Genomic DNA, 24123 nt, shown 5'->3' with positions numbered 1-24123 from the left:
CGTCAAGCGGAGCCTCACCCGTTATACTTGCTCTGCGCCAGACCGAGCTTGCCGTCCATGATGAGCTTGGCAGCGGCCTCGAGGTCGGGCAGGCGGTCGGCGAGGGCCTTGGCGTCGTCGGGCGGGAACTTACCCAGCACCCAGTCGGCGAGGTCGTAGTCCGGGCGGGGCTTTGCGCCCACCCCGATGCGGATGCGGGGGAAGTTTTCGCTGCCGAGGCGGGCGATGATGCTCTTGAGGCCGTTGTGGCCGCCTGCCGAGCCGGAGGGCCGGATACGCAGCTTGCCGGGGCTTTGGGTGATGTCGTCGCAGAGGACGATGACGTGGTCGGCGGGGATCTTGAAGAAGCCCGCCAGCGGGGCGATGGAGTCGCCCGAGAGGTTCATATAGGTCAGGGGCTTGAGGAGCACGACCTTATGGCCGTCCACCTCGCCCTGCCCCCACAGACCCTGAAACTTGGTCTTGGAGACGGAGATGCCCCATCTGCCCGCCAGATCGTCCAGCGCGGAAAAGCCTGCGTTGTGGCGGGTGCCGTCGTATTTTGGCTCCGGGTTGCCGAGGCCGGCAATGAGCCAGATGTCATTGGTATTCATACTGTATTCTGCCTTTTTGTGTCTGAGCTGTTTTTCGAACAGTATATTATTATAACATACGCGCGCGCAAAAAGATACACAAAAAGCGCAAAAAAGCCGCCGTGCGGGCGACACGGCGGCGTGGGAAGCGGGGGTCAGCCCTGCTCCTGTTCCAGTTTCTGCTTTTTTGCAATGTACGCTTCCATCTTCGGCTCGGCCCAGCCGTCGAGGTTGGTCTGGCGCTCGCGGGCGATGCCAAGTGCCTGCGGGGGCACGTCTTTGGTGATGGTGCTGCCGGCGGCGGTGTAGGCTCCGTCACCGATGGTGACGGGGGCCACGAGGTTGGTGTTGCAGCCGATGAAGCAGTAGTCGCCAATGGTCGTGCGGAACTTATCCTTGCCGTCGTAGTTGCAGGTGACGGTGCCGCAGCCGAAGTTGCAGTATTTGCCCACATCGCTGTCGCCGATGTAGGTCAGGTGGCTGACGGTATTGCCCCGGGCGAAGCTGGAGTTCTTCGTCTCGACGTAAGCGCCCAGATGCACGCCGTAGCCGGTGACGGTGTTGATGCGGACATGGGTAAAGGGGCCGATGTTGTTGTGGGGGCCGAGATGGCTGCTGTAGACCTGACTTGCGTTGACGGAGGTGCCCTCGTCCACGGTGCTGTCCTCGATGAGGGTGTTGGGGCCGATGACGCAGCCTGCGCCGATGACCGTCCGGCCCTTCAGGATGGTGCCCGCGAGGATGACAGCGCCCGGGGCGATGACGACCTCGGGGTCGATCTCGACACTGCGGCTGCGGATGTCCACGCCGTTTGCGATGTGGCGCAGCAGCACCTCTTCACGCTGTGCCTCGGCGGCGTCGAGCTTGGCCTTTGCGGCGGCCAGTGCGGATGCATCGATGTTCTGCATAAGGAAAAACCTCCTCCAACTCTGCCTTTCGCAGAAGCCAAACAGACTGCGACGGCCTCTGCGGAAGAGGGATTGTTGTATCCAAGATAAAAGAAATTCGAAAGGAAGAAAGACAAACAAAAGGGGCAATGAGTTTAATGGATAGAAAGTTGTATCCAACTGCCCAAAAGTGGCGTCAAAACTCGAAAATCCTCTTCAAATCTTTCCCATTTTATATTACCGAAAAAGAGAGTAAAATGCAAGAGTTTGCACAAAAAATATCAAACAAATTCGGTGATTTGCCCGATGGAATGGGCGCGAAATTCTGGTATAATAGTTTAGCATTCACAGAGAAATGTTTATCGTATGACAAGACAGAGCATCGATAAGACCGCCGGAGCATCGCGCCGGGGGCCATCATTTGGGAGGTAAACACGCATGAGCAAAAAGTATCTGTACTACTTCAGCGAAGGCAACGATGCCTTTGGCGGCGACAAGGTCACCATGAAGAACATTCTGGGCGGCAAGGGCGCTGGTCTGGCCGAGATGACTGCAGCCGGTATGCCGGTCCCGCAGGGCTTCACCATCACTACGGAAGCCTGCACCCAGTACTACGCAGACGGTCGTCAGATCAACGACGAGATCACCGCTGACATTTTCGAGCACGTCAAGGGCCTCGAGAAGATCACCGGCAAGACCTTCGGCGACAACGAGAACCCGCTGCTGGTCTCCGTCCGCTCCGGCGCACGTCAGTCCATGCCCGGCATGATGGACACCATCCTGAACCTCGGTCTGAACGACGAGGCAGTCGAGGGTCTGGCCAAGAAGACCAATAACGCCCGTTTCGCATACGACTGCTACCGCCGCTTCGTGCAGATGTTCGCCGACGTCGTCATGATGGTCCCGAAGAGCCTGTTCGAGGTCGAGATCGATAAGATGAAGGAAGCCAAGGGCGTCAAGAACGACGTTGACCTGACTGCCGAGGACCTGAAGGAGCTGGTCGGCACCTTCAAGAAGATCTACGAGGACAACGAGGGCAGACCCTTCCCGCAGGATCCCAAGGATCAGCTGATCGAGGCCGTCAAGGCTGTCTTCCGCAGCTGGGACAACCCCCGTGCAAACGTCTACCGTAAGATGAACGAGATCCCCTACGAGTGGGGCACCGCTGTCAACGTCCAGCAGATGGCCTTCGGCAACTCCGGCGACCGCTCCGGCACCGGCGTCGCATTCACCCGTGACCCCGCCACCGGCGCAAAGAAGCTGATGGGCGAGTACCTGATCAATGCACAGGGCGAGGACGTCGTTGCTGGTGTCCGCACTCCGTCCCCCATCAGCCACCTGCACGAGCAGATGCCTGAGGTGTACGATCAGTTCGTTGAGATCGCAACCCGTCTGGAGAACTACTTCCGCGATATGCAGGATATGGAGTTCACCATCGAGGACGGCCACCTGTATATGCTGCAGACCCGCAACGGCAAGCGTACCGCTCAGGCTGCCCTGCAGATCGCCTGCGATCTGGTGGACGAGGGCATGATCACCGAGCAGGAGGCTGTCCTGCGCGTTGAGCCCAAGCAGCTGGATACCCTGCTGCATCCCCAGTTCGATGCTGCTGCTCTGAAGGCTGCCGAGGTCGTCGGCAAGGGTCTGGCAGCTTCTCCCGGTTCTGCCTGCGGCCAGATCGTCTTCACCGCCGAGGAGGCTGAGGAGATGGTCAAGTCCGGCAAGATGAAGAAGGTCGTTCTGGTTCGTCTGGAGACCTCTCCCGAGGACATCGTCGGTATGCAGGTGTCTCAGGGCATCCTGACCGTCCGCGGCGGCATGACCAGCCACGCAGCCGTTGTTGCCCGTGGTATGGGCACCTGCTGTGTCTCCGGCTGCGGCAACGACAACGAGGTGAAGATCGACGAAGAGGCTAAGACCTTCGAAATCAACGGCCACAAGTTCGTTGAGGGCGACTGGATCTCCATCGACGGCTCCACCGGTAACATCTACGGCGAGCAGGTCGCAACCGTCGCCGCTACCGGCAACAAGAACTTCAATCGCTTTATGGGCTGGGCAGACGCTGCTCGTCAGCTGCTGGTCATGACCAATGCGGATAACCCGCGCGACGCACAGCAGGCAGTGGATCTGGGTGCTGAGGGCATCGGCCTGTGCCGTACCGAGCATATGTTCTTCGCAGAGGACCGCATCAAGGCTGTCCGCGAGATGATCTGCGCCCGTACTGTGGAGGAGCGCGAGACTGCTCTGGCCAAGGTCGAGCCGTTCCAGCAGAGCGACTTCGAGGCGATGTACCGCATCATGGGTGAGCGCCCGATGACCATCCGTTATCTGGATCCGCCTCTCCACGAGTTCCTGCCCACCAAGGACGAGGACATCAAGGAGCTGGCTGCCGATATGGGCATGACCTTCGATGACCTGAAGAATGTCGTTGCTTCTCTGCACGAGTTCAACCCCATGATGGGCCATCGTGGCTGCCGTCTGGCTGTCACCTATCCCGAGATCGCAGCAATGCAGACCCGCGCTGTCATCAAGGCAGCTCTGAACGTCTCTGCTGAGACCGGCTACGTCATCACCCCGCACATCATGATCCCGCTGGTCGGCGAGGTCAAGGAGCTGAAGTTCGTCAAGGACGTTGTTGTCAAGGTCGCTGACGAGCTGATCGCCGCCTCCGGTGTTGATATGAAGTATCTGGTCGGTACCATGATCGAGATCCCCCGTGCAGCTCTGACTGCTGGTGATATCGCCAAGGAGGCTGAGTTCTTCAGCTTCGGCACCAACGATCTGACCCAGATGACCTTCGGCTTCAGCCGTGACGATGCTGCAAAGTTCCTCGGCGCTTACTACGAGAACAAGATCTACGAGAGCGATCCGTTCCAGCATCTGGATCAGGTCGGCGTCGGCAAACTGATCAAGATGGCTGCTCACGATGGCCGTGAGACCCGTGCTGATCTGGGTCTGGGCATCTGCGGCGAGCACGGCGGCGATCCCTCCAGCGTCGAGTTCTGCCACAATGTTGGTCTGGACTACGTCAGCTGCTCTCCCTTCCGTGTGCCTATCGCACGTCTGGCTGCTGCGCAGGCTGCTATTAAAAACCCGAGAGCATAAGGATTTTGTGGCGAATTATCGTTAAAAATCGAGCATAAAATAAGGCTCACCGTCAATTTTGGCGGTGGGCCTTATTTGTTTTCTCATGTATGAGGTGAATTGCGTTTAACACAGGGCTGCTTTCCAGAAGCATCACAGATACACCTCCACAGTCAAGTCGGCCCACGCTGCACGGCGGAACTGGTGGGGCATCTTGTTGGCTTCCCGGTAACGCTTGGCGGTTTCAAAGTCGATGGTGAAGGGGAGGATAAAGCGAAGAGTAAATGTTATTTTATTTGGAGCGGTAAAGCCGGAAGATGATAGAAAAATCAAAATAGACAAAAGAGCGATGCTTACCGCTTCAAATATAGTTTTCTTTGATGAGTTGTTGAAAATAGATGTAGGGGACACGGATTCCAACAATTCTACCCAGACAGCTACCAGATCAGACCGTAAAGTTGTTAGCACGAATGGAATGGATACCTATTCGGAACTTTCTGGCGAGATCTCTGTAGACGTCAACTCCTATGAGTTTGGAGAAATGCTGGAAAGCACGAAAGAGTACTACCTCAGCTATGGGAGCGATTTTAAGACCGCATGGCTGAATGCAATGTATACGGACGTATACGAATACAGTGGAAAGTATAGCAATCAGGTCGCGTGGGAGCGTTTTACGGAGTATATGGTATTTTATGACGAGGTGGTGGATTATAACAATGAGCTAGCTCTGGCACCGGCGCTCTATGACGTATATTACGCATACGACCCCGCTACAGAGGAAGAAGCAGCTCTGTGCGTGGATGATGTGATCCAAATTGCGGAAGAGAACGGTGCCCAAATACAATTTTGATGAAAGTGCAAGACGTAAAAAATCCTTCTTGAAATTTGAGACGAACGTATTAAAAATCAATAAGATTAAATCCCGCTGGATTCCTGCTGCGGAGTCCAACGGGATTCTTTTTGCCCCAAACGAAGGATATGGTTTACTGACATTGGCTCATATACTGAATCAGGTCTTGTTTGTAAACCTTCCAGAGTTTTCCCATCTTGAAGGCAGGGATTTCGCCGCTGTTCAGAAGACGAAGCAGTAGATTTCTGCCAACATGCGTAATTTCCATGACCTGCCGGAAACTCAGGACATCGGGATAGTTGTCTAGCATTGAAAATCAACTCCATTCTTGTGATCTTGATGAATTTTTGCGCTTCATTGCATGGATTATTTTTTGTTTGCTCAAAGCCCTTGTACCCTTGTGCATAAGGGCGCACCTGGAAATCTGCCGCATTGACGATCGTTCAGGATGCGGCAAGGGATGATCACGTCGTTGATCTCTAATTTTTCCAAAGCCTTTGCGATTTTCTTTTTATGATGTATCTTATCGGTCAGTTCCGGCTCATCCTGCGCTTCGATATACGCACTGACAAGTTCTTTGGTATCGTCATCAAGGTTGCTCATTTGTACGGCTTTCAGGGCAGTTGGAACGTTATACCACGAATGCTTGCCAAAATAATCGACGGCATACCGATATAGAAAGAGCGGAATATCATCGCTGATTTTGTCAAAATAATGAAACAGCGCATGATTTTCAAACCGGAACTTTGAAGATTTCGATTCCAACTTATCGTGCTCAAATTCTTTCAGACTGGGGCGCTTTAATTGAATTTCATATCGAACCAGATTTTTTGAGCGTTTCAGATCATCCGGAGAAATCGGATAGCTCTCCTTTTCACAATTCAAGAGCTGCTGATGCTTGTCATAGAGTGCAAAATCGTACCACGTTTTTTCAAATTTACAGCTTCGGATCTCATTGTGCTGGTTATAGTGCAGTGCGCGACCTTTCCTGTACGGGTCAACGCTTCCTGCATAACGAATGATTTTTACCATCAGCGAGGGATCGCATTTCACATAGAAGTCTTGTGTAATATCCAACCGGTGCATTTTCCATTTAACAGAATCCTCAATTTCAAGGAGTCCAAGCTGCTCCAATTCATCCAGAAATGCCTGCTCTTGCATGGCCAAACCTTCTGGCGATAAATCTGTTAAGCTTAAACGAGATGGATCACCTGCGATCCGAGCGAGGTTCACACCAGATAACGTTATGTATCTCTTCCTGAAATCTGGGTATTCTGCCAGTGTGATGGTCAAACCGCCATCTTTTCTTTTACAAGAGTAGCCTTTTTTCGAGGAGCCATGATACGGAATCCGATAGTATTTTCCAGCGGATACCATTTTTTGAATTGCCGTAAATACAGTACGCTTCGCTTCGCAATCCGTGTACGTTCCATTCACTTCAAACGTATGAATGGAAGGTGCTAAAAGTGGGAGCTTCTTTGCCATTGTCATAAAAAACACCTCATTTTGTGATTTATCAGGATGTTATGAATCAAATAGAAATTGATCGGGAGGAACAACTATTATAAAAACGCATAGCATTCTATCTGGTGATTTATGACACTGTTATCCATAGATCGAAATCTAATAGGATGATAATAAACTACTTTTTGGGATTTCTTATAGGGCGATTTGATCAAAGGCAGCGTATTTTCGATCTCTGCCCTTCAAATTCATTATGCCGAATGAAAAAATCATTATAGAATGCAATAAATCCAGTTTCGACATTTGGGATGGTTTTCGTCTGATCGGACAGGTCTGGTTTTCTTTATCAAGAGCCAACGGGCATTTTGTGTCTTGTTTTGTGAGTAGAAAGAAGGTACAATAATAGCAAATGACTCACATCTGCGAGGTGATACCATGCTGAACATCTACTTTGGAGATATGCCGGAGGCTGTCTACAATACTTCGGTCTATTTTAACTATACCTACGAGGACGAGTGGCTGACTTCTGACTTTGCCAAAGAGGTCATCAAGAAAATTGACAAGTCCGATGTCAAAGGCCCTCATGCGGTGGAAAGCCCGGTTCTGGGGGTTATCTCGCCGGAAAAACTGTCTGGCGGCACGAAAACGCTTTTGCTGATGGCAAACGACTCGGAAAAGGTATTCAATGCCTCAACTTGCGGTGACAACTGTGCACCCTTTATTCTGAAGCTGGCGAAAAAGAAGGATTTGACTATCAACCTGCGGCATCTCATGGATTTCGGCAAGAAGAAATTCCCGGTGGACGTAAAAGTCCTGAATACCGGTGATGTGGTGCACAGCATGGAAGAACTGATGCCGATTGCATTTCAGTTTGTGTGAGGCGATAGGATGAAGGGAAAACATAAAATCGAAGTCCGAAGCGGACGGGTCGTTTTCACAATCGAACTGGAACGGAACATTACGATTCTGCGAGGGGACAGCGCCACCGGAAAAACAACGCTGGTAGAGATGCTGCAAGCATACGAGACCTATGGCCGACAGAGCGGCGTAACAGTGAGCTGTGATAAGCCGTGCCGGGTACTGTCGGGTGTCAACTGGGAATTGCAGCTGAATGCGACCCATGACAGCATCGTGTTTGTGGATGAAGGCAGTACCTTTGTTTCAAGTCTTGACTTTGCCCGTGCAATCCAGCATTCGGACAACTACTATGTGCTGGTCACAAGAGAAGATCTGAGCACCCTGCCGTACAGCGTAAACGCCATTCTGGAACTGAAAAAGACCACCAGTCGCTTCAAACGAACCTATAATAAGGCGTACCCGGTCTATGATTCGCTGACAGCCAGCAATGTGCAGCTGGAAGGTGTTGAAAAGATGCTGACAGAGGATGCAAATTCCGGGTATCAGCTGTTTACAAAAATCGGTGAGAAATACGGCATTGTCTGTATCCCTGCGGCAGGCAAAGATAACATCAAACAGAAGATCTTCCTAATGAAATCCGAGAAGGTTCTGGTAATTGCGGATGGTGCGGCGTTTGGCCCGCAGATGAACGACATTTATCGCCTGATGCAGGAGGACAACGCAAAGTTCAGCTTGTACCTGCCGGAATCGCTAGAATGGCTGCTTCTGAAAGCAGATTTGCTCGGACAGCCGGACATTCTTGAAATCCTGCAACATCCGGCAGATTTCATCGAGAGCAGCGAATTCTTCAGCTGGGAGCGGTTCTTTACCAACTTGCTGGAACAGCGAACGAAGGATGTTCCCTATATGCGGTATGATAAGGCAAAGCTGCCGGAATTTTATTTGCAGGAAGAAAATTTGGAGAAGATCATTGCGGAGATGGGGTAAAACACACTGGAAATTCACAAATAGCGTATCGTCGTTACTCCCGACGCTCTGTAATTTTGGCACCCGCTCAGGCTGCTATTAAAAACCCCCGCAAGTGATGGTGTGAGCACTTGAAAAGCGCGAATAAAAACCCATAAAGCAAACGAACCGCCCCGGTTTCCGAAGCAGGAAGCCGGGGCGGTTTTTGTGTTGACTGGTAGAATATCCAAACGGTAAAATATACATGCAACAATTTCCGGAGTGGATGTGGAAATTCTGGACGTGGAACGAATTGAGCGAAAATGCTATAATTTTAACAGTAATAAGAAAATAAATGTGCTAATCAACAGGATGGGGGGAGGTGAAAAGATGGACGAGCGAATCTGGACGATTGCTGAAATACTGGACAAAAGTGGCCCTATGACGGCGGATGAACTGGCCGCACAACTGAAACTCAGCGGCAAAACAGTGCGGAGCCTGATTAAGACCTACGCAAAGGAAATGCAGGAAAATGGCTTTTGCATCACAGCCAAACCCGGCAGGGGGTTCGGCATTGAGATCACGGATGCACAGACGTATGTGTCGGGCAGCAAACCACAGCAGGGAGAACAGACCGGCATCCCGCAGGACGCGCAGGAGCGGATACAGCGGCTGAGGCAGTATCTGCTGGAAAAGGATGGCTATTCCAAGCTGGATGATCTAAGCGAGCAGTTCTTCGTGTCGCGGCGGTCAATCTCCAACGATCTGCGCGAAGTGGAGCGGCAGCTGGCGGAATACGGGCTGAGCATCCGCCGCAAACCGGGCTACGGCATCTGCGTGGTAGGCAGTGAGACGAACCGTAGGATCTGCATTGCGGCGCAGCGGGACGAGAGCCGCCCGGTCGAGCAGCAGATACAGGAGCTGGTCAGCCGGGTGCTGGAAAAAGAAAAGTTCGCCATGTCCACGATGGCGCTGGATAATCTGGCGGTCCACCTTGAGGTCGCAGTAGAGCGCATCCGCACAGGGCACGCGATAGAAAGCTCGGATGGCATGCAGGCAGACCTTCCGGAGCGGATCCTAGAAGTGGCCAGCCACATCGCCGTGCAGATCGAAAACATGACGGGCGTGGCTTTTCCACTGCCGGAGGTCTGCTACATTGCTATGCATCTGAACGGCAAACAGATGTACCGGGCAAACGCAATGACCTCGGATGAAAATTTGGTGATTCCACAGGAGGTCAACCACATCGTATCGGATATGATCGAGCATATCTACGAGGCGTTCCGCATCGACTTCCGGGACAATCTAGAACTACGCATGGGCCTGTGCATGCACATGGTGCCCTTGCTAGCGCGGATCAAGAGTGGGATGCGGATGAAGAACCCGATCCTGCAGGATATCAAGCGGGAGTATCCGCTGGCCTACGAGATGGCCACGCAGGCGTGCAGCGTGCTGCGAAACGTCAGTCCGAACCCCATCAAGGAGGACGAGATCGGTTATATCGCCGTCAGCTTTGCGCTGGCACTGGAACGGCAGAAGGCCAAAGAGTGGGCACCTAAAAACATCCTGATCGTCTGCGCCAGCGGCAAAGGCAGCGCCCAGCTGCTGGCTTACCGCTACCAGCAGAAATTCGGCAAGAATTTGGGCCAGGTACAAACCTGTGACGTGATCGGGCTGCGGAGCGTGAACTTCAGTAAGATCGACTATGTGTTTTCCACGGTGCCTATTCCCATTTATGTCCCGGTGCCCATCCGACAGATCCAGTTCTTCCCCACCGAAAAAGAACTGACCCAGATGAAAAAGCTCTTGATGCAGGGCAAAAAGGGGACTGTGGAAGAATATTTCAGCCCGGAGCTGTTTCTGCCACATCTCAACTGCGAAACACGGGAGCAGGTACTGGAACAGATGTGCCGGTTCGTGTGTGGCAAAAAAAAGCTGCCGGATGATTTTTTTCAGCTCGTGAAAAAGCGGGAATCGCTGGCCGCCACTTCGTTTGGTGGGCTGGTGGCAATGCCGCATCCGTGGAAGGCAGTCAGCAAAGATACCTTCGTTTGTCTTGCCATTCTGGACAAGCCCGTGCAGTGGGGCGAAGCAAAGGTACAGGTGGTATTTCTGGTGTCCATCGCGGACGATGCCACCGCAAAACTGCAAAAATTCTATCAGGTTGTTGCGCAGCTTATGGTCGATGAAGCCTGCATCTGCAAATTGATCGCAGAGCGCCGGTTCGAGGTCCTGTTGGGGCTGCTGAGACAAAAAGAACAAGGACTGGAGGAACAAGAAAATGGTTGATGACGAGAAGTACGAAGTTGCATTTGAAATTATCGCCTGCGCTGGTGATGCAAAGTCGCTGGCACTGATGGCAATCGAGGAGGCCCGCAACGGCAATTTTGAACAGGCCGAAAAAAATCTGGCCGAAGCAAGAGAGCAGATGGCTAAGGCGCACGATGTGCAGAACGATATGCTGCAGAGCGAAGCTCAGGGCAAGAGCGTGGAACTGAACATCGTGCTGATTCACGCAGAGGATCACCTGACCATGGCAATCATGTCCATCGATTTTGCAGAAGAGTTCATTGAACTCTACAAGCAGAATCATAAATAAACACGGAACACAAGAAAGGAAGAATCGTTATGAAGATCATGCTGGCTTGTTGCTTGGGAATGTCCACGAGCGTCGTTGTCCAGAAGATGAAGGACGCTGCAAAGGAGCAGGGCAAGGACTATGAGATCTGGGCTGTGGATCAGAACAAGATTGCGGAGAACGTTGGCAACTTTGATGTGCTGCTGCTGGGTCCGCAGGTGCGCCATCTGCAGCGCAAGGTCAAGGCAACTGTGGGTGCCAGTGCACCGGTGGCGGTCATTGATGCACTGGCCTATGGCCGCTGCAACGGTGCTGCCATTCTGAAGCAGGCCGAGGATCTGGTGAACAACGGCTGAGTTGTTCGGAAAATCCCTTTTGGAGGAGAAAAAACATGAGTAAATTTAGCGACAAGTTCATTGATGGCATGAGCCTGGTGGCCGAAAAGGTGGACGAAAACAGGTTCCTTGGTGCAATCAAGGATTCGTTCACCATCTACATGCCGTTCGTTATCGTTGGCTCGTTCATGAACCTGTTCAACACCATCCTGTGCAGCACCACTACCGGCCTTGCCAAGTGGATTCCAGCACTGGAAGCACTGAAGCCTATCTTTACCGCTGCAAACTTTGCAACGCTGTCCTGCATGACCCTGCCCATCGTGTTCCTGATCGGCCTCAAGCTGGGCAAGAAGAACAACGTGCCGGAGCACATCTCCGCTATTATGGCGCTGGCTTCCTATCTGACCATCTGCCCGCAGATCATCTCTGTAGTGGTGGACGACAAGACTGGCACCGCCAGTGGACTGCCTGGTGCAGCATTGGGTTCTCAGGGTCTGTTCGTGGGTATGCTGGTCGCCATTCTGGCAAGCCAACTGTTCGCCTTCCTGATGACTTTTGATAAGCTCAAGATCAAGATGCCGGCATCTGTTCCCACTGCTATCACTACTTCTTTCAACGCTCTGATCCCCATCGTGCTCACCCTGTTGGGTGTTTCCGTTGGCGGTTACGCATTCCGTCAGATCAGCGGCCAGTACCTGACCGACTGGATCTACACCACCATCCAGCATCCTCTGGAGAATGCATTCCAGAGTCCTGCTGGTCTGTTCATCATCATTCTGGTCTGCCGTGCATTCTGGTTCCTGGGTATCCATGGTGACCTGATCATCAAGCCTGTGCGTGACCCGTTCTTGGCTGCTGCTCTGGCTGCAAACGTTGCTGCTGTTGCTGCTGGTCAGACTCCGTCCTCTCCCATCACCTACGGCTTCTGGGTCGCATTTGTGGTTCTGCCGGTTTCTCTGCCCGTCTGTCTGGCCATCTTCCTGGTGTCCAAGCGTGAAGATTATCGCGCTGTTGCCAAAGTTGCCATTGGCCCCGCACTGTTCGGCATCAGCGAGCCCATGGTCTTTGGCCTGCCTCTGGTTTTGAACACCACCATGCTGATTCCCTCCATCCTCTCTGTTATGCTGTGCTCCGGTACTGCACTGTTTGCAAGCACGATTGGCTTTATGCCCTGCAACACCGTTGACGTTGCCTTTGGTACGCCTGTGCTGCTGAGTGCACTGATTGGCCACGGCTGGCAGGGTGTTGTGGTGCAGATTATTGGTCTGGCACTGGCAACTCTGGTGTATACCCCCTTCATGATCATTGCCAATAAGCAGGCAGAAGCAGAGCAGGCCGCTCAGAACTGATAAAAGGAGAACTGCTGTGAAAGCCTTTGCAAAAAACTTCTTATGGGGCGGCGCACTGGCGGCAAACCAGTGCGAGGGCGCTTATCTGGAAGATGGAAAGGGCCTGGAGATCTGCGACCTGCTGGAAACCGGCAAAGATCGTTTCATCAAGCTGGACCCGGCACTGGAGCTGCATGAGGGCCGCGTCTATCCCTCCCATGAAGCCATCGACTTCTACCATCACTACAAAGAAGACATTGCCATGTTTGGCGAGATGGGCATGAAGTGCCTGCGCACCTCCATTGCATGGAGTCGCATTTTCCCGAACGGCGACGATGCCGAGCCCAACGAGAAGGGTCTGACCTACTACGAGGATATGTTCCGGGAATTGCACCGCTGGGGCATTGAACCGGTGATCACAATCTCTCACTTTGAGACTCCGCTGGCGCTGGTCAAAAAGTACGGCGGCTGGGACAACCGCAAGCTGGTCGGCTTCTTTGAGCGCTACTGCAAGGTGCTGTTTGAGCGCTACAAGGATCAGGTCAAGTACTGGATGACTTTCAACGAGATCAACAACACCCTCAAGCTGCCTTATCTGGCAGCCGGCATGGTGGTGGCAGATGATGCCAGTGCACCGCAGCGGCAGTATCAGGCTGCACACAATATGTTTGTGGCCAATGCACTGGCTGTCAAAGCCTGCCATGAGATGATACCGGGTGCAAAGATTGGCTGCATGCTGTCTTTGAGCACAGCATATCCCAACACCTGCCGCCCGGAGGATGTGATGGAAACCTATCAGCTTCGTCAGCGTTCGCTGTTCTTCTCGGATGTGATGCTGCGCGGCCGTTACCCCTCTTACATCGATCGCAAGTGGGAAGAGCTGGGCGTACAGGTGCAGATGGAGCCGGGTGATTTTGAGCTGATTGCACAGAACACCAACGACTATCTGGCTTTCAGTTACTACATGACCTCTACCCACATTGCCGGCATGAAGATCCGCTCCAATACGGGCGGTCACGTAGGTGCGGACAATCCCTATCTGGAAAAATCCAAGTGGGGCTGGCCAATCGACCCGGTGGGTCTGCGATTCGTCTGCAACGAACTGTATGACCGCTACCAGAAGCCCATGTTCATTGCTGAAAACGGCCTTGGTACGGCAGACACCATTGACTCGGATGGCCGCATCCGCGATACTGCCCGCATGGAGTACCTCAAAAAGCACATCGAAGCTTTGCAGCAGGCTGTGGCTGACGGCTGTGATATCTTCGGCTACACTTGGTGGGGGCCCATCGATATCGTGAGTGCCGGCACTGGCGAGATGGAAAAACGGTATGGCTTTATCTATGTGGATAAGGATAATCAGGGAAACGGAACCCTGCAGCGTCGGAAGAAAGATTCCTTCGAGTATTACAAAAAGGTGATCGCCTCCAACGGACAGGATCTGGAACTTCCCGCCGAGGACTAATCAAATAAAAAAGATCGGTGCAGTATTTTTCAAAACAACAAGAAAAATACTGCACTTGATTTTTTTGTGTGAGGGTGCAGCACGTACAACAGCTGCCGCAAAGGAATATCGATATGATAAGTTTGATTCTGGCAAAAAAGATCCTTTCGCTGTTTTTGGTCATGGCTTTGGGCATTGTGCTGGTGCGCTGCGGCATCGTCCGCAGTCGGGACAGCAAGGTGCTCTCCATGATTTCACTGTATCTGGTCATGCCATGTGTGATCATCTCGTCGTTTCAGGTGAAGTATCAGCCCGAGATTCTGAACGGTCTGCTGCTGGCACTGGCTACGGCAGTGCTGCTGCATCTGGTGCTGATCGTGGTGGTCGGCTTTCTGGGCAAGGTGCTGAAACTGGATGGTGTAGAGGAAACCTCGCTGATCTATTCCAATGCAGGAAACCTTATTATTCCCATTGTGACGGCCATTCTGGGCAAGGAATGGGTCATTTACACCAGCGCATTTCTTTCGGTGCAGCTTTTTCTGCTGTGGAGCCATGCTAAAATGAAGCTCTGCGGAGAAAAAGGAATCGACCTGAAAAAGATTCTGACCAATATCAACATGATCGCCATTTTTGCTGGGGTGCTGCTGTTTCTGCTGCAGATCCAGTTGCCTGCACCTGTGCAGGATGCGGTGGATTCGATCAGCAGTATGGTTGGTCCAATGGGAATGCTGATACTCGGTATGCTGATCGCAGAAATGGACCTGAAAAAACTGATGAGTTATCACAGACTATGGTGGATCACACTGCTGCGTCTGGTGGGCATCCCGCTGATAGGAATCGTACTGTTGAAATACAGCAGCCTTGCAGCACTAGTGCCGGAGGGCAGAACAATACTGCTGGTTACACTGCTTGCCATCTGCACGCCGTCCGCGTCCACACTGACCCAGATGGCGCAGGTGTACGGCAAAGATGCAGACTACGCCAGCGCTATCAATGTGGTAACGACCCTGCTGTGTATCGTCACGATGCCGCTGATGGTGGCACTGTACCAGATGTGAGTACGTGCGAACGCTCTGTAATTTTGGCACCCGCTCAGGCTGCGATTAAGTCTCCCCGGAAATAAAATCTGATAGGACAAAGAAGAAAAAAGCTCTTGGCTTCTGTAATGGAGGCCAAGAGCTTTTTGCATCTTGTTTTGTAAGAGGAAAGAGGTTACAATAATAGAAAAGAAAGCGTATATTAGTCGAATAAGGTGGTAGGCCTATGAAGTTTTTTGAAGCGGTTCCAAGCGAACTTTTCTCGCCGCTGGCTTCGCCCAACCGTATTTTATATGCGGATGCACTGGACGTACTGTACGCAGCATACCAAGAAAACCTGAAAATACGGGAAGATGTCTTGTATTCCATGCTGCGCGGCAGGCTGGAGCAGGAACTGGCGGATGCTACGTTTGAAGATGAAGACATTGACGAAGAGGAACTGAGGGATATCTCTGGCCGCGCTCGTTTTTTGATCCGCAAGCTGTGTAGTAAGGGGTGGTTTGAGAAAGAACGCGGGGACGACTTTGAAGAGTATATCACGATTCCTAATTACAGCAGCCGTTTGCTGGAATTATTCCACCAACTCTGCGATGATAGCCCGGCTCGTGGATATTCCTATGTGTTCGGAACTTTCTCAGTCTTAAAGACCGCCGACGACAGCAACAATGCTTACGATAAAATGACGGCTCTCTATAGTGCCTACGATAACACAACGGCGCTGATTAGCTTGTTGCAAATGGTCTATCATAATGTGAAGCATTATTTTCAGACGCAGATCGATATGCAGGATGTCAACCAGGTACTAGCTGCACACTTTAACGACTTCGGACAAAAGGTTGTGGAGGCATATATCCGTCCGCTGAAAATCAAAGATTCAGTGCCGAAGTATCGTGTGCCCATTCAGTCTGTGCTTAGGCGCTGGGAAGAGGATGATACCTTGCTGATTGCGATGGCAAATGAAGCATTGCGCGATAAGCGGGGCAAGACATTGGAAGACTGCCGTGCCGATCTGCTGAGGAAAATTTTCTGGATCGAAGAACGCTATGACAATTTAGAGAAGGACTATCTTGAAGAAATTGATACGCAGGTCCGGCGCTATACCAGGGCAGCAACACAGAAAATCGAGAATCTGACGAACCGAGATCAAAGCGTGCGCGGCAATTTGAATGTTTTGCTGACGGCACTGTCCAGAAACCGCAGGGCGTCTGAGCTGGTGGACCAGATACAACCGGCATTTCAATTGTATGAGCAGTCTTTTTTGTCAGAAAAAAGTCTGTGGTACCGTAAGCGCCCCGAAAAACGGACAAAAACCGCGTCGGTGCTGATACAAGATGATCAGGCACCGAATACGGAAGAACAGGTCAGAGCGGCACAGTTACTGCAATCGAAATATGGCCGAGCAGCAGTAAATGCTTACGTGCAGGAATGGCTGGGAGACGCTGACATTCGTTGCTCGGAGGAGTTCTCGCTTGAAGAGGACAAGGATTATATCATGAGTTTGCTGGCAATCCTTGGAAGCAAGGATGCATCTGCCGGTTATGTGGTCCAGGAACTCGATGGCATTTTTTGCAAAAATGGCTATTCGATCCCGCAAATGCAGATCCGGAGGAAGGAGAAGAAGCCGTGAATTTTGATTTTATTACCAATGCAACGGCAAAAGAACTGGAACAATTCAAATCTGTCTGCAATCAGCTGCTCAGTCGCACATACATTGTGCGAACCATCTACCAGCCGGGAAAAGGCAGGATGGATAACCCAGACTATCTTTTTCTATCACGGCACTATGAGGCTGTACAGGAGTACCTGAGCCTGCTGGACTGGGATTTGCGCAGGGATGAACTGAACGGATACTTTTATGTGTTGAACACAGACGAGGCTAACCGTTGCAACCTCAATAAAAAAGAAACGGCGATTTTGCTGGCATTACGGCTGATCTACGAAGAAAATATGGAGCGTTTGGGTTTGGAGCAGGATGCCGTGTGTACTGTGCGGGATGTGCTGGAAAAAGTGGTGACCGACTATCCAGTTTTTCCGGCTAAGCCGAATATGGAAGAGGTCAAACGCGCGTTTACGGTACTGGAAAACCATTCTGTGATTCAAAGACTGGAAGGAAAATTCAACCAGGGCAGCTGCAAGATTGCAGTACTGCCCACCATTCTCTCTGCGGTCTCCAGCGAAAAGCTGAACTTGGTGGTGTCTGTTTTAAAAAAGGAGGAAACAGATGAAGAAGCTGAAGAAGATCTTGCTGATCAACTGGCTCTATTTCAGTAAGGAACTGATTGAAGTGGGCGACATCAATTTCCTGACCGGCAAGAACGGCGCCGGAAAGTCAACGGTCATCGATGCACTGCAGATCGTACTGCTGGGCGAGACAAATTCTCGCAATTTTAATCAGGCAGCCAACGAAAAATCGCAGCGCACATTGGAAGGCTATCTGCGCGCCGACATGGATGATAACAGCCCGTATTCCCGCCGTGGTAAGGACTTTTCTACCTATATTGTCTGCGAATTTCAGGATGAGATGGAGGGCAGCAGCTTTGTGACAGGCGTTACTTTTGACTGCCGCAGCGATGGAAGTTACCGTGATACATTCTTTATTTACACGGGGACACTGCCGGAAAATTGCTTTATTGAGCAGGGCGAGGCAATGGAGATTTCTGCACTTCGCCGTTTTTTGAAGCAGAACTATGCACGGGCAGAATTTTACGATACCCAAAAAGAGTATCGCCGCAACATGCTTGCAAAGTGGAATGTCCACAACGAGCAGGTCTTACGGATGATGAAGAAGGCTGTTTCGTTCCGGCCAATTGTGGATATCCAAAAATTTATTACGGAGAACATCTGCGATATTCCGGATAAACCCAATATTGAGCTGATGCAGCAAAACATCCGGGATTATAAACGGCACGAATTGCTGGCGCAGCGTCAGCAGGAAAAGCTGGATGCGCTGCAGCAAATCAGCAGGCTGTATCAGGAGATGAACCAAGCTATAGACCGCTGCCAGATCCAGAAGTTTCTGGTACGGTGGGCCGAAAAAGAAGTTGCGCAGACAGAGATCGACCAGAGGGAATTGGAACGAACTGAATGCAAGGAGAACCTTGCAAATGTGAATGAGCAACGGGAAGAGCTTGAGCGGCAGATCGAACAGAAAGAAACGCGCCGCAGTGAGCTGGAGCTGGCCTGCAGGCAGAGCAATGTTTTCCAGGAGGAAGAGCGTCTGCTCAACATGGAAAAGGCTCTGAGAGATGAGCAGAAAAAGCTGGAACAGGGTCTGCAAAATCTTGAAGTGGAGATTAAGCGGGAAGCACGGCATTTGCAGAGATTCTGTGGGGAGATACAAGAACTGGAACCGGAAGAACTTCTCATACCGGTGCAGGAAGCGGCGAACACTGTGCAGAAAGCATATGCTGTATTTACTGGTGACGAGAAGGGATTGTTTGCCCGGCCTGCGGAGTTGTTTGAAACGGGGCAGCAGGCAGCGGTCGAATTGTCGGATGCTGTCCGCAGTGCGGCTCATAAAACAGAGGATCGTATTGCAGAGCTGAAGAAGCAAGCCGACCAGAAAAGTGCGGTGCTTGCAAATCTGCGCAGGAACATAAAAGATTATCCCCATGGGCTTCTGCTGTTCAAAGACCGGCTGGAAAAGGATCTGGCGGATAAAACGGGGCATGCGGTTTCCGTTTATATTCTGGCTGATGTGCTGGAAATGGCAGATGAGCGCTGGCGTGGAGCGGTAGAAGGCTACCTAAATAACCAGAAATATTATCTGCTGGTGGAGCCGGGACGTTATCAGAATGCACTTAACATTTACGACCGGCTGAAGCAGGAAGCAGAGTACCGTGCGTTTGGTCTGGTAGATATCGGAAAACTGCGGGAAAAAGAAACACTTCGACCGCTGCCCGGCAGTCTAGCAGAAAAGGTGGAGACAGAAAACAAGCTGGCACGCAGCTATGTGGACTATCTTCTGGGTCGGGTGATATGCTGCGACACGGCAGAACAGTTGCGCTGCTATAAAACGGCAATTACGGCAGAGGGAATGCTGTATCAGGGCTATGTGGCCCGCGCACTTCGGAAGGGCTGGATGGAAGACGCCTTCATCGGGCGGCGTGCGGTGCAGCTCCGCATCGACCATCTGGAAAAGGAACTGGCCTGTCTGCAGGAAGAGCTGCGGCATTGGCAGCCGCTCCAGAAGCAGCTGACCAGCCTGCAGGAGCCGCTTTTTACCCAAAGATTCGTCCGAATCGATGTGGCGCAAAAGCAGGAGGACTACCAGCGTGTCCAGACGATCATCAAGGAAATCGCAGAAGTCAAAAATCAGCTTTCCCAGCTGAATCTGTTCTGGTTGGATGAGCAGCGGCAGATCATTGAGCATCTGAAAGAGGAAATCCTTGCACTTAACAAGGAAAAAGATGCGAAAAATGTGCAAAGGGGCAATCTGGAAAGCCGCATCCACCAGCTGGAATACGAGATCTTGCCGGAAAAATACCAACGGTATGAGGCCATCGAAGATGTCTTGAACGAGGAGTTCACGAAGGAATACCGGGAAAACATCGGCGTTCCCCGCTACCAGCAGGAACTTGACCGATTGAAAAAAGCAGACATTATCCGTAAAAATTTCGGCGACAGTCTGGCGCAGAACACAAAGGCGATGGACGGGGCTCGGAAGAAACTGTTTGCAGCACGCAGAGAATATGCAGAACGGTTCAAACCCTGTGCATTCCAGATCGAGGTGATGGATAACACCGAATACGAGGAAGAACGGCGTACTCTGCAGGAAAGCGAGCTGCCCCGATACAAAGAAAAGATCCGGGCGGCACGGGAAAGCGCAATGGAGCAATTCCAGAACGATTTCCTTGCCAAACTGAAATCCAGCATCGACCAGGTGCAAGAACAGGTGCACAATCTGAACAAGGCCCTGCGCCAGGCACAATTTGGCACAGACAAGTACCAATTCCGCGTAGGGCCAAACCCGGATTATCTGGATTACTATAACATGATCACGGCAGATGAACTGATGGAAGGCGAATCCGGTCTATTCGCACTGCCCTTTCAGCAAAAATACGGCCCATTGATCGAAAAACTGTTCAGCCAGATCACAATGGCAGACGATACGCAGCTCAATGCCCGCAAACAGAGCGAACTGCAGGAGAATATCGTCCGCTATACAGACTTCCGGACGTATCTGAAATTTGATTTGGAAACGACCGATCAGAACGGTTCCAAGCAGCTGCTTTCTCAAACACTGAATATGAAGTCCGGTGGCGAAACACAAACGCCATTTTATATTGCGGTGCTGGCCTCGTTTGCCCAGCTGTACCGCGTCAACGACGCTACCCGTTTTGGTAATACGGTGCGTCTGGTGGTGTTCGATGAAGCTTTCAATAAAATGGATAGTGACCGGATCACGGAGAGTGTACTCCTTCTCCGAAAGATGGGGCTGCAGGCGATCATCTGTACGCCGCCGGATAAGGTCTCGGACATTATGCCCATTGCAGACCGCACATTATTAGTGGACAAATCCGGATACCGGATGCATATCATTCCATTTGGAAAGGAGATGCAGAATGAAGGAAGCACAGGTGATCCTGAATCGTCTGCTGGATAAGTTTGAAAACAGTAAGCATCTTTCTGAACCCAACACATCCAGACGTCGGGTAATGCTGCGCATTGATAAAAGGGAGTTGCCGGAGTATCAATACGAAGATGCGGTGGTTCGGGATGCTTACAATATTGCAGCGCGGGAGCTGGAGCAGCAGGCTTTGGTGCGTCTGGAATGGGCGAGAAAGCAGAGCGTTCTCGCCTGCATTGTGCTGGATCTGGAACGGGTCGCACAGTGCTATGAATGCGCCGACAGAGTGCATCCGCGAAAAAAGGCAGAAGAGGTTGCAAACATCATCATGCAGAAGCTGGCATACAATCCCGTTCCATGGATCGCGGCATGGAGGGATGCTGTATGTGCTCAGGTGCGGAACAGCATGAAAGTGCCGACGTATTGCAGAGAAAACGACGGTCTGCTGCAGGAGCTTTTGCTCACGTTTCAACGGTATGCGGAGCTGTCCGGCAGTGTGACGATGCGTGCATTCAGCAGCCAGTGTTTTCACGATACCAAGTATTTTGAGCGAAATGTACGGGAGCTGTTTCTTACCATTGCACGAAAGTACAATACCCAACTGGCGGCGGCCTGTACAGAAGCGGAACTTGGTGCGCGGGATCAGCTTGCATTTCTGGGAATCTATGCCCGCCCGGAGCTTTACGAACTCTCGGGCGATTGCGCAATCTGCTTGAAGAAGGGAGAACTACGGCTCAGCGCAGCAGAACCTTATGGATTGGCTTTGCCCAGTACACTTGTGTCAGAGATTGTGGACATTGAACTGAAAAACATCTGCTGCATTACCCTTATCGAAAATAAAACGAACTATGATGAATATTTGCTGGCGGAAAAACAGCCGGAAGAACTTGTTGTTTATCACGGCGGCTTTCTGAGCCCGCGGAAGAAAAAACTTTTTGAAAAACTGGCTGCTGCGGCAGGGGAAACCATGCAAATTCGATTCTGGGCAGATATTGATCTGGGCGGTTTTTGTATGTTTGAAAACCTGCAAACGGTGTTCCCACAGCTTGAGCCCATGCGTATGGAAGGGCGCTTTGTGGAACAGTACCACAAAAATGGCCTGAAGCGGCCGGAGCAGTATCTGAAGAAGCTGAAGGAAGAGCGGAATGCGGGAAGACATACGCTGTTTGTTGATGCAATTGATAAGATTTTGCAATATGGGGTCACAATCGAACAAGAAACATTTCTAGAGTAGAATTCGTGCGAAGATAAAAACGTACTATCATTCTTCCCCAATGCTCTGTAATTTTGGCACCCGCTCAGGCTGCAATTAAGTCTCCCCGGAAATAAAATCTGGTAGGACAAAGAAGATAAAAGCTCTTGGCTTCTGTAATGGAGGCCAAGAGCTTTTTGCATCTTGTTTTGTAAGCTGAAAGAGGGTACAATGATAGCAGAAGTACGCACATCGATGAGGTGATAAGATGCTGAACATTTTTTACGGTGATATGAAGGAAGCGGTGTACAATACGGCTTCTTATTTCAAATACGATTACGAGGAAGACTGGATCGTTGACCCGATGGTCAAGGAAATGATTCAGGATGTGGATAAGTCTACCGTTATCGACAGTGGTGTAATTGACAGCCCGGTCTTGGGTAAAATTCCACCGATTGGTTTGTCTGGTGGCGTAAAGACACTGATTTTGGTAAAGTTTGAGCCGGAGAAAGTGTTCAATGTATCGACTTGTGGCGACAACTGTGCAAAGTGGCTGCTCAAAATTGCAGAGCAGGAGGATCGCACGGTGAATTTGCGTCACCTGATGGATTTTGGCAAAAAGCCGTTTACAATAAAAGTGCTGAATACGAATCAAATCGTTCACAGTATGGAAGAGCTGATTTTGGCCGCAGGTGAGTTTGTGTAAAGGGGCTGACAGAAATGAAAGGCATTCATAAAGTGGTCGTTGGCACAAAGTACCTGAAATATGAATTTGAACTGCGACGCAACTTGACCATCATTCGTGGGGATAGTGCAACGGGTAAAACGACTCTCGTAGATATGATTCGTACGCATATGAACGATGGAGAAAGTGGGCCGGTCACTCTAAATTGTGATAAAGGCTGCTATGTGGTAGAAGGAAATCTGTGGAAGGGACAGCTCAACAACATTCAGGACAGCATTGTTTTTATCGACGAAGGAAACGAGTTTGTCAAGACCAAAGATTTTGCGCGTGCGATTCAGCAGACGGATAACTATTATGTTATCGTGACCAGAGAGGGTTTGCCGGCCTTGCCATACAGTGTGGAAGAAGTGTATGGAATCCGAACCTCTGGAAAGTATGGGACACTGAAACAGAGTTATCATTCGTTCTATCGAATTTACCCGGATAGCACAACGGAAAATATTAAGCCGGAGAAAATTTTGACTGAGGACAGCAATTCGGGTTATCAGTTTTTTGATGCGGTCTGTACAGAACATCAAATGCAATGTGATACCGCAAACGGAAAATCTAATATATTTTCCTATTTGAAGGTTCATAAGGATGAAAAGATTCTGGTGATTGCAGATGGTGCCGCCTTTGGCCCGGAAATGGACAGGGTGTTGCAGTTGGTGCAGACAAGAAAAAACCTGGCACTATATCTGCCGGAATCTTTTGAGTGTCTGGTATTATCTTCTGGAATTCTGAAAGATACAAAGGTTGCACAGATTTTGCAAACACCATCTGATTACATTGATAGTAAGGAGTATTTTAGCTGGGAGCGCTACTTTACGGCACTTTTGATAGAGAAAGCGGCTGGGACATATTTGAATTATACTAAGAAAACGCTAAACAAGGCCTATTTGAGTGATAGCACGAAGAATGCGATTCTGGGTCAGATGATGAAAGGAAAACCGGAGTAAATTGGAAGATGCACATGAAAAAGGTGCGAGGCAAAATATGAAACTTATAACGAAAGAAGTTTCAAATCCTGAGAAAAAATTCTGGATTTGGGATGAAAAAATCACAAATAAACAAGATGGGTGAATTTACCCTCATAATACAACGAACGTAGGATCCGGGAAAAGCGTTGCGGTATACCAACTAAGCGAGAGTGGCAAGGAAGAACAGATTGCACAACTAGAAATTCCAGATTATAAAAAATTGGAGGAGTATTATTGGCAAGAAAAAGAGATATGTTTGGATTATACGTATATAGA

General features: G+C 50.8%; 21 protein-coding genes. 17 read left to right on the top strand and 4 right to left on the bottom strand.

The window, feature by feature from the left end; genetic code table 11:
* Positions 1–14: 14 nt before the first annotated feature.
* Positions 15–593 (bottom strand): aminoacyl-tRNA hydrolase, encoded by a 579-nt coding sequence (gene pth / locus MTP38_RS12265; protein ID WP_249233723.1) that lies wholly within the window; start codon positions 591–593, stop codon positions 15–17.
* 134 nt (positions 594–727) lie between these two features.
* A complete protein-coding gene (locus tag MTP38_RS12260; RefSeq protein WP_227620142.1) occupies positions 728–1480 on the bottom strand; it encodes a DapH/DapD/GlmU-related protein in 753 nt (250 codons plus the stop codon).
* Between the two features lie 417 nt (positions 1481–1897).
* Between MTP38_RS12260 and ppdK the strand changes: the two genes are divergently transcribed.
* Both ppdK and MTP38_RS12250 read left to right on the top strand, forming a co-directional pair.
* Positions 1898–4564, top strand: a complete 2667-nt coding sequence (ppdK, locus tag MTP38_RS12255) for a pyruvate, phosphate dikinase (RefSeq protein ID WP_249233722.1) — start codon at positions 1898–1900, stop codon at positions 4562–4564.
* 232 nt (positions 4565–4796) lie between these two features.
* Positions 4797–5393 (top strand): hypothetical protein, encoded by a 597-nt coding sequence (locus MTP38_RS12250; RefSeq protein WP_249233721.1) that lies wholly within the window; start codon positions 4797–4799, stop codon positions 5391–5393.
* Between the two features lie 133 nt (positions 5394–5526).
* Here the strand turns inward: MTP38_RS12250 and MTP38_RS12245 are convergent, their stop codons facing one another.
* Both MTP38_RS12245 and MTP38_RS12240 read right to left on the bottom strand, forming a co-directional pair.
* Positions 5527–5703 carry a helix-turn-helix domain-containing protein gene (locus tag MTP38_RS12245; RefSeq protein ID WP_005920908.1) on the bottom strand — a complete coding sequence of 59 codons (177 nt, stop codon included), beginning with the start codon at positions 5701–5703 and terminating at the stop codon, positions 5527–5529.
* 71 nt (positions 5704–5774) lie between these two features.
* A complete protein-coding gene (locus tag MTP38_RS12240) occupies positions 5775–6884 on the bottom strand; it encodes a hypothetical protein (RefSeq protein WP_249233720.1) in 1110 nt (369 codons plus the stop codon).
* A 408-nt stretch (positions 6885–7292) separates the two neighbouring features.
* On the opposite strand from MTP38_RS12240, the gene MTP38_RS12235 reads away from it, so the two are divergent.
* The 15 genes from MTP38_RS12235 to MTP38_RS13650 all read left to right on the top strand — a co-directional run bounded on the left by MTP38_RS12235 (position 7293) and on the right by MTP38_RS13650 (position 23950).
* Entirely contained in the window at positions 7293–7736 is a 444-nt protein-coding gene (locus MTP38_RS12235) for a DUF4869 domain-containing protein (RefSeq protein WP_249233719.1), read from the top strand.
* A gap of 9 nt (positions 7737–7745) precedes the next feature.
* Positions 7746–8702: a hypothetical protein gene (locus MTP38_RS12230; RefSeq protein WP_249233718.1), complete on the top strand. Its 957-nt coding sequence runs from the start codon at positions 7746–7748 to the stop codon at positions 8700–8702.
* 348 nt (positions 8703–9050) lie between these two features.
* Positions 9051–10949, top strand: a complete 1899-nt coding sequence (locus MTP38_RS12225; protein WP_249233717.1) for a BglG family transcription antiterminator — start codon at positions 9051–9053, stop codon at positions 10947–10949.
* Positions 10942–11259 (top strand): PTS lactose/cellobiose transporter subunit IIA, encoded by a 318-nt coding sequence (locus MTP38_RS12220; RefSeq protein WP_097800916.1) that lies wholly within the window; start codon positions 10942–10944, stop codon positions 11257–11259. The genes MTP38_RS12225 and MTP38_RS12220 overlap by 8 nt, the downstream gene beginning before the upstream one ends.
* A 29-nt stretch (positions 11260–11288) precedes the next feature.
* Positions 11289–11594 carry a PTS sugar transporter subunit IIB gene (locus MTP38_RS12215; protein ID WP_249233716.1) on the top strand — a complete coding sequence of 102 codons (306 nt, stop codon included), beginning with the start codon at positions 11289–11291 and terminating at the stop codon, positions 11592–11594.
* 35 nt (positions 11595–11629) lie between these two features.
* Positions 11630–12922: a PTS sugar transporter subunit IIC gene (locus tag MTP38_RS12210; RefSeq protein WP_249233715.1), complete on the top strand. Its 1293-nt coding sequence runs from the start codon at positions 11630–11632 to the stop codon at positions 12920–12922.
* 16 nt (positions 12923–12938) lie between these two features.
* The gene (locus MTP38_RS12205; RefSeq protein ID WP_249233714.1) at positions 12939–14366 is read left to right on the top strand and encodes a glycoside hydrolase family 1 protein; all 1428 of its coding nucleotides are present in this window, start codon (positions 12939–12941) and stop codon (positions 14364–14366) included.
* Between the two features lie 113 nt (positions 14367–14479).
* Complete coding sequence (locus MTP38_RS12200) at positions 14480–15403, top strand: AEC family transporter (RefSeq protein ID WP_249233713.1); 924 nt, start codon at positions 14480–14482, stop codon at positions 15401–15403.
* Between the two features lie 205 nt (positions 15404–15608).
* Positions 15609–17009, top strand: coding sequence for a Wadjet anti-phage system protein JetA family protein (locus MTP38_RS12195; protein WP_249233712.1), 1401 nt, complete (start codon positions 15609–15611; stop codon positions 17007–17009).
* A complete protein-coding gene (locus tag MTP38_RS12190) occupies positions 17006–17653 on the top strand; it encodes a DUF4194 domain-containing protein (RefSeq protein ID WP_249233711.1) in 648 nt (215 codons plus the stop codon). Before MTP38_RS12195 ends, MTP38_RS12190 begins: the two co-directional genes overlap by 4 nt.
* The gene (locus tag MTP38_RS12185) at positions 17604–20987 is read left to right on the top strand and encodes an ATP-binding protein (protein WP_249233710.1); all 3384 of its coding nucleotides are present in this window, start codon (positions 17604–17606) and stop codon (positions 20985–20987) included. The genes MTP38_RS12190 and MTP38_RS12185 overlap by 50 nt, the downstream gene beginning before the upstream one ends.
* Complete coding sequence (locus MTP38_RS12180; RefSeq protein ID WP_249233709.1) at positions 20947–22185, top strand: Wadjet anti-phage system protein JetD domain-containing protein; 1239 nt, start codon at positions 20947–20949, stop codon at positions 22183–22185. Before MTP38_RS12185 ends, MTP38_RS12180 begins: the two co-directional genes overlap by 41 nt.
* A 226-nt stretch (positions 22186–22411) precedes the next feature.
* Positions 22412–22849 carry a DUF4869 domain-containing protein gene (locus tag MTP38_RS12175; protein WP_005920841.1) on the top strand — a complete coding sequence of 146 codons (438 nt, stop codon included), beginning with the start codon at positions 22412–22414 and terminating at the stop codon, positions 22847–22849.
* A gap of 14 nt (positions 22850–22863) precedes the next feature.
* A complete protein-coding gene (locus tag MTP38_RS12170; RefSeq protein WP_249233708.1) occupies positions 22864–23826 on the top strand; it encodes a translation initiation factor 2 in 963 nt (320 codons plus the stop codon).
* A 1-nt stretch (position 23827) separates the two neighbouring features.
* Positions 23828–23950: a hypothetical protein gene (locus MTP38_RS13650; RefSeq protein ID WP_256466379.1), complete on the top strand. Its 123-nt coding sequence runs from the start codon at positions 23828–23830 to the stop codon at positions 23948–23950.
* Positions 23951–24123: the final 173 nt, after the last annotated feature.

The organism is Faecalibacterium sp. I3-3-89 (assembly GCF_023347275.1).
GTDB classification, from domain to species: Bacteria; Bacillota; Clostridia; order Oscillospirales; family Ruminococcaceae; genus Faecalibacterium; species Faecalibacterium butyricigenerans.
Note: the sequence above shows the minus strand (reverse complement) of the source record. Positions and strands in the feature narration are given on the sequence as shown.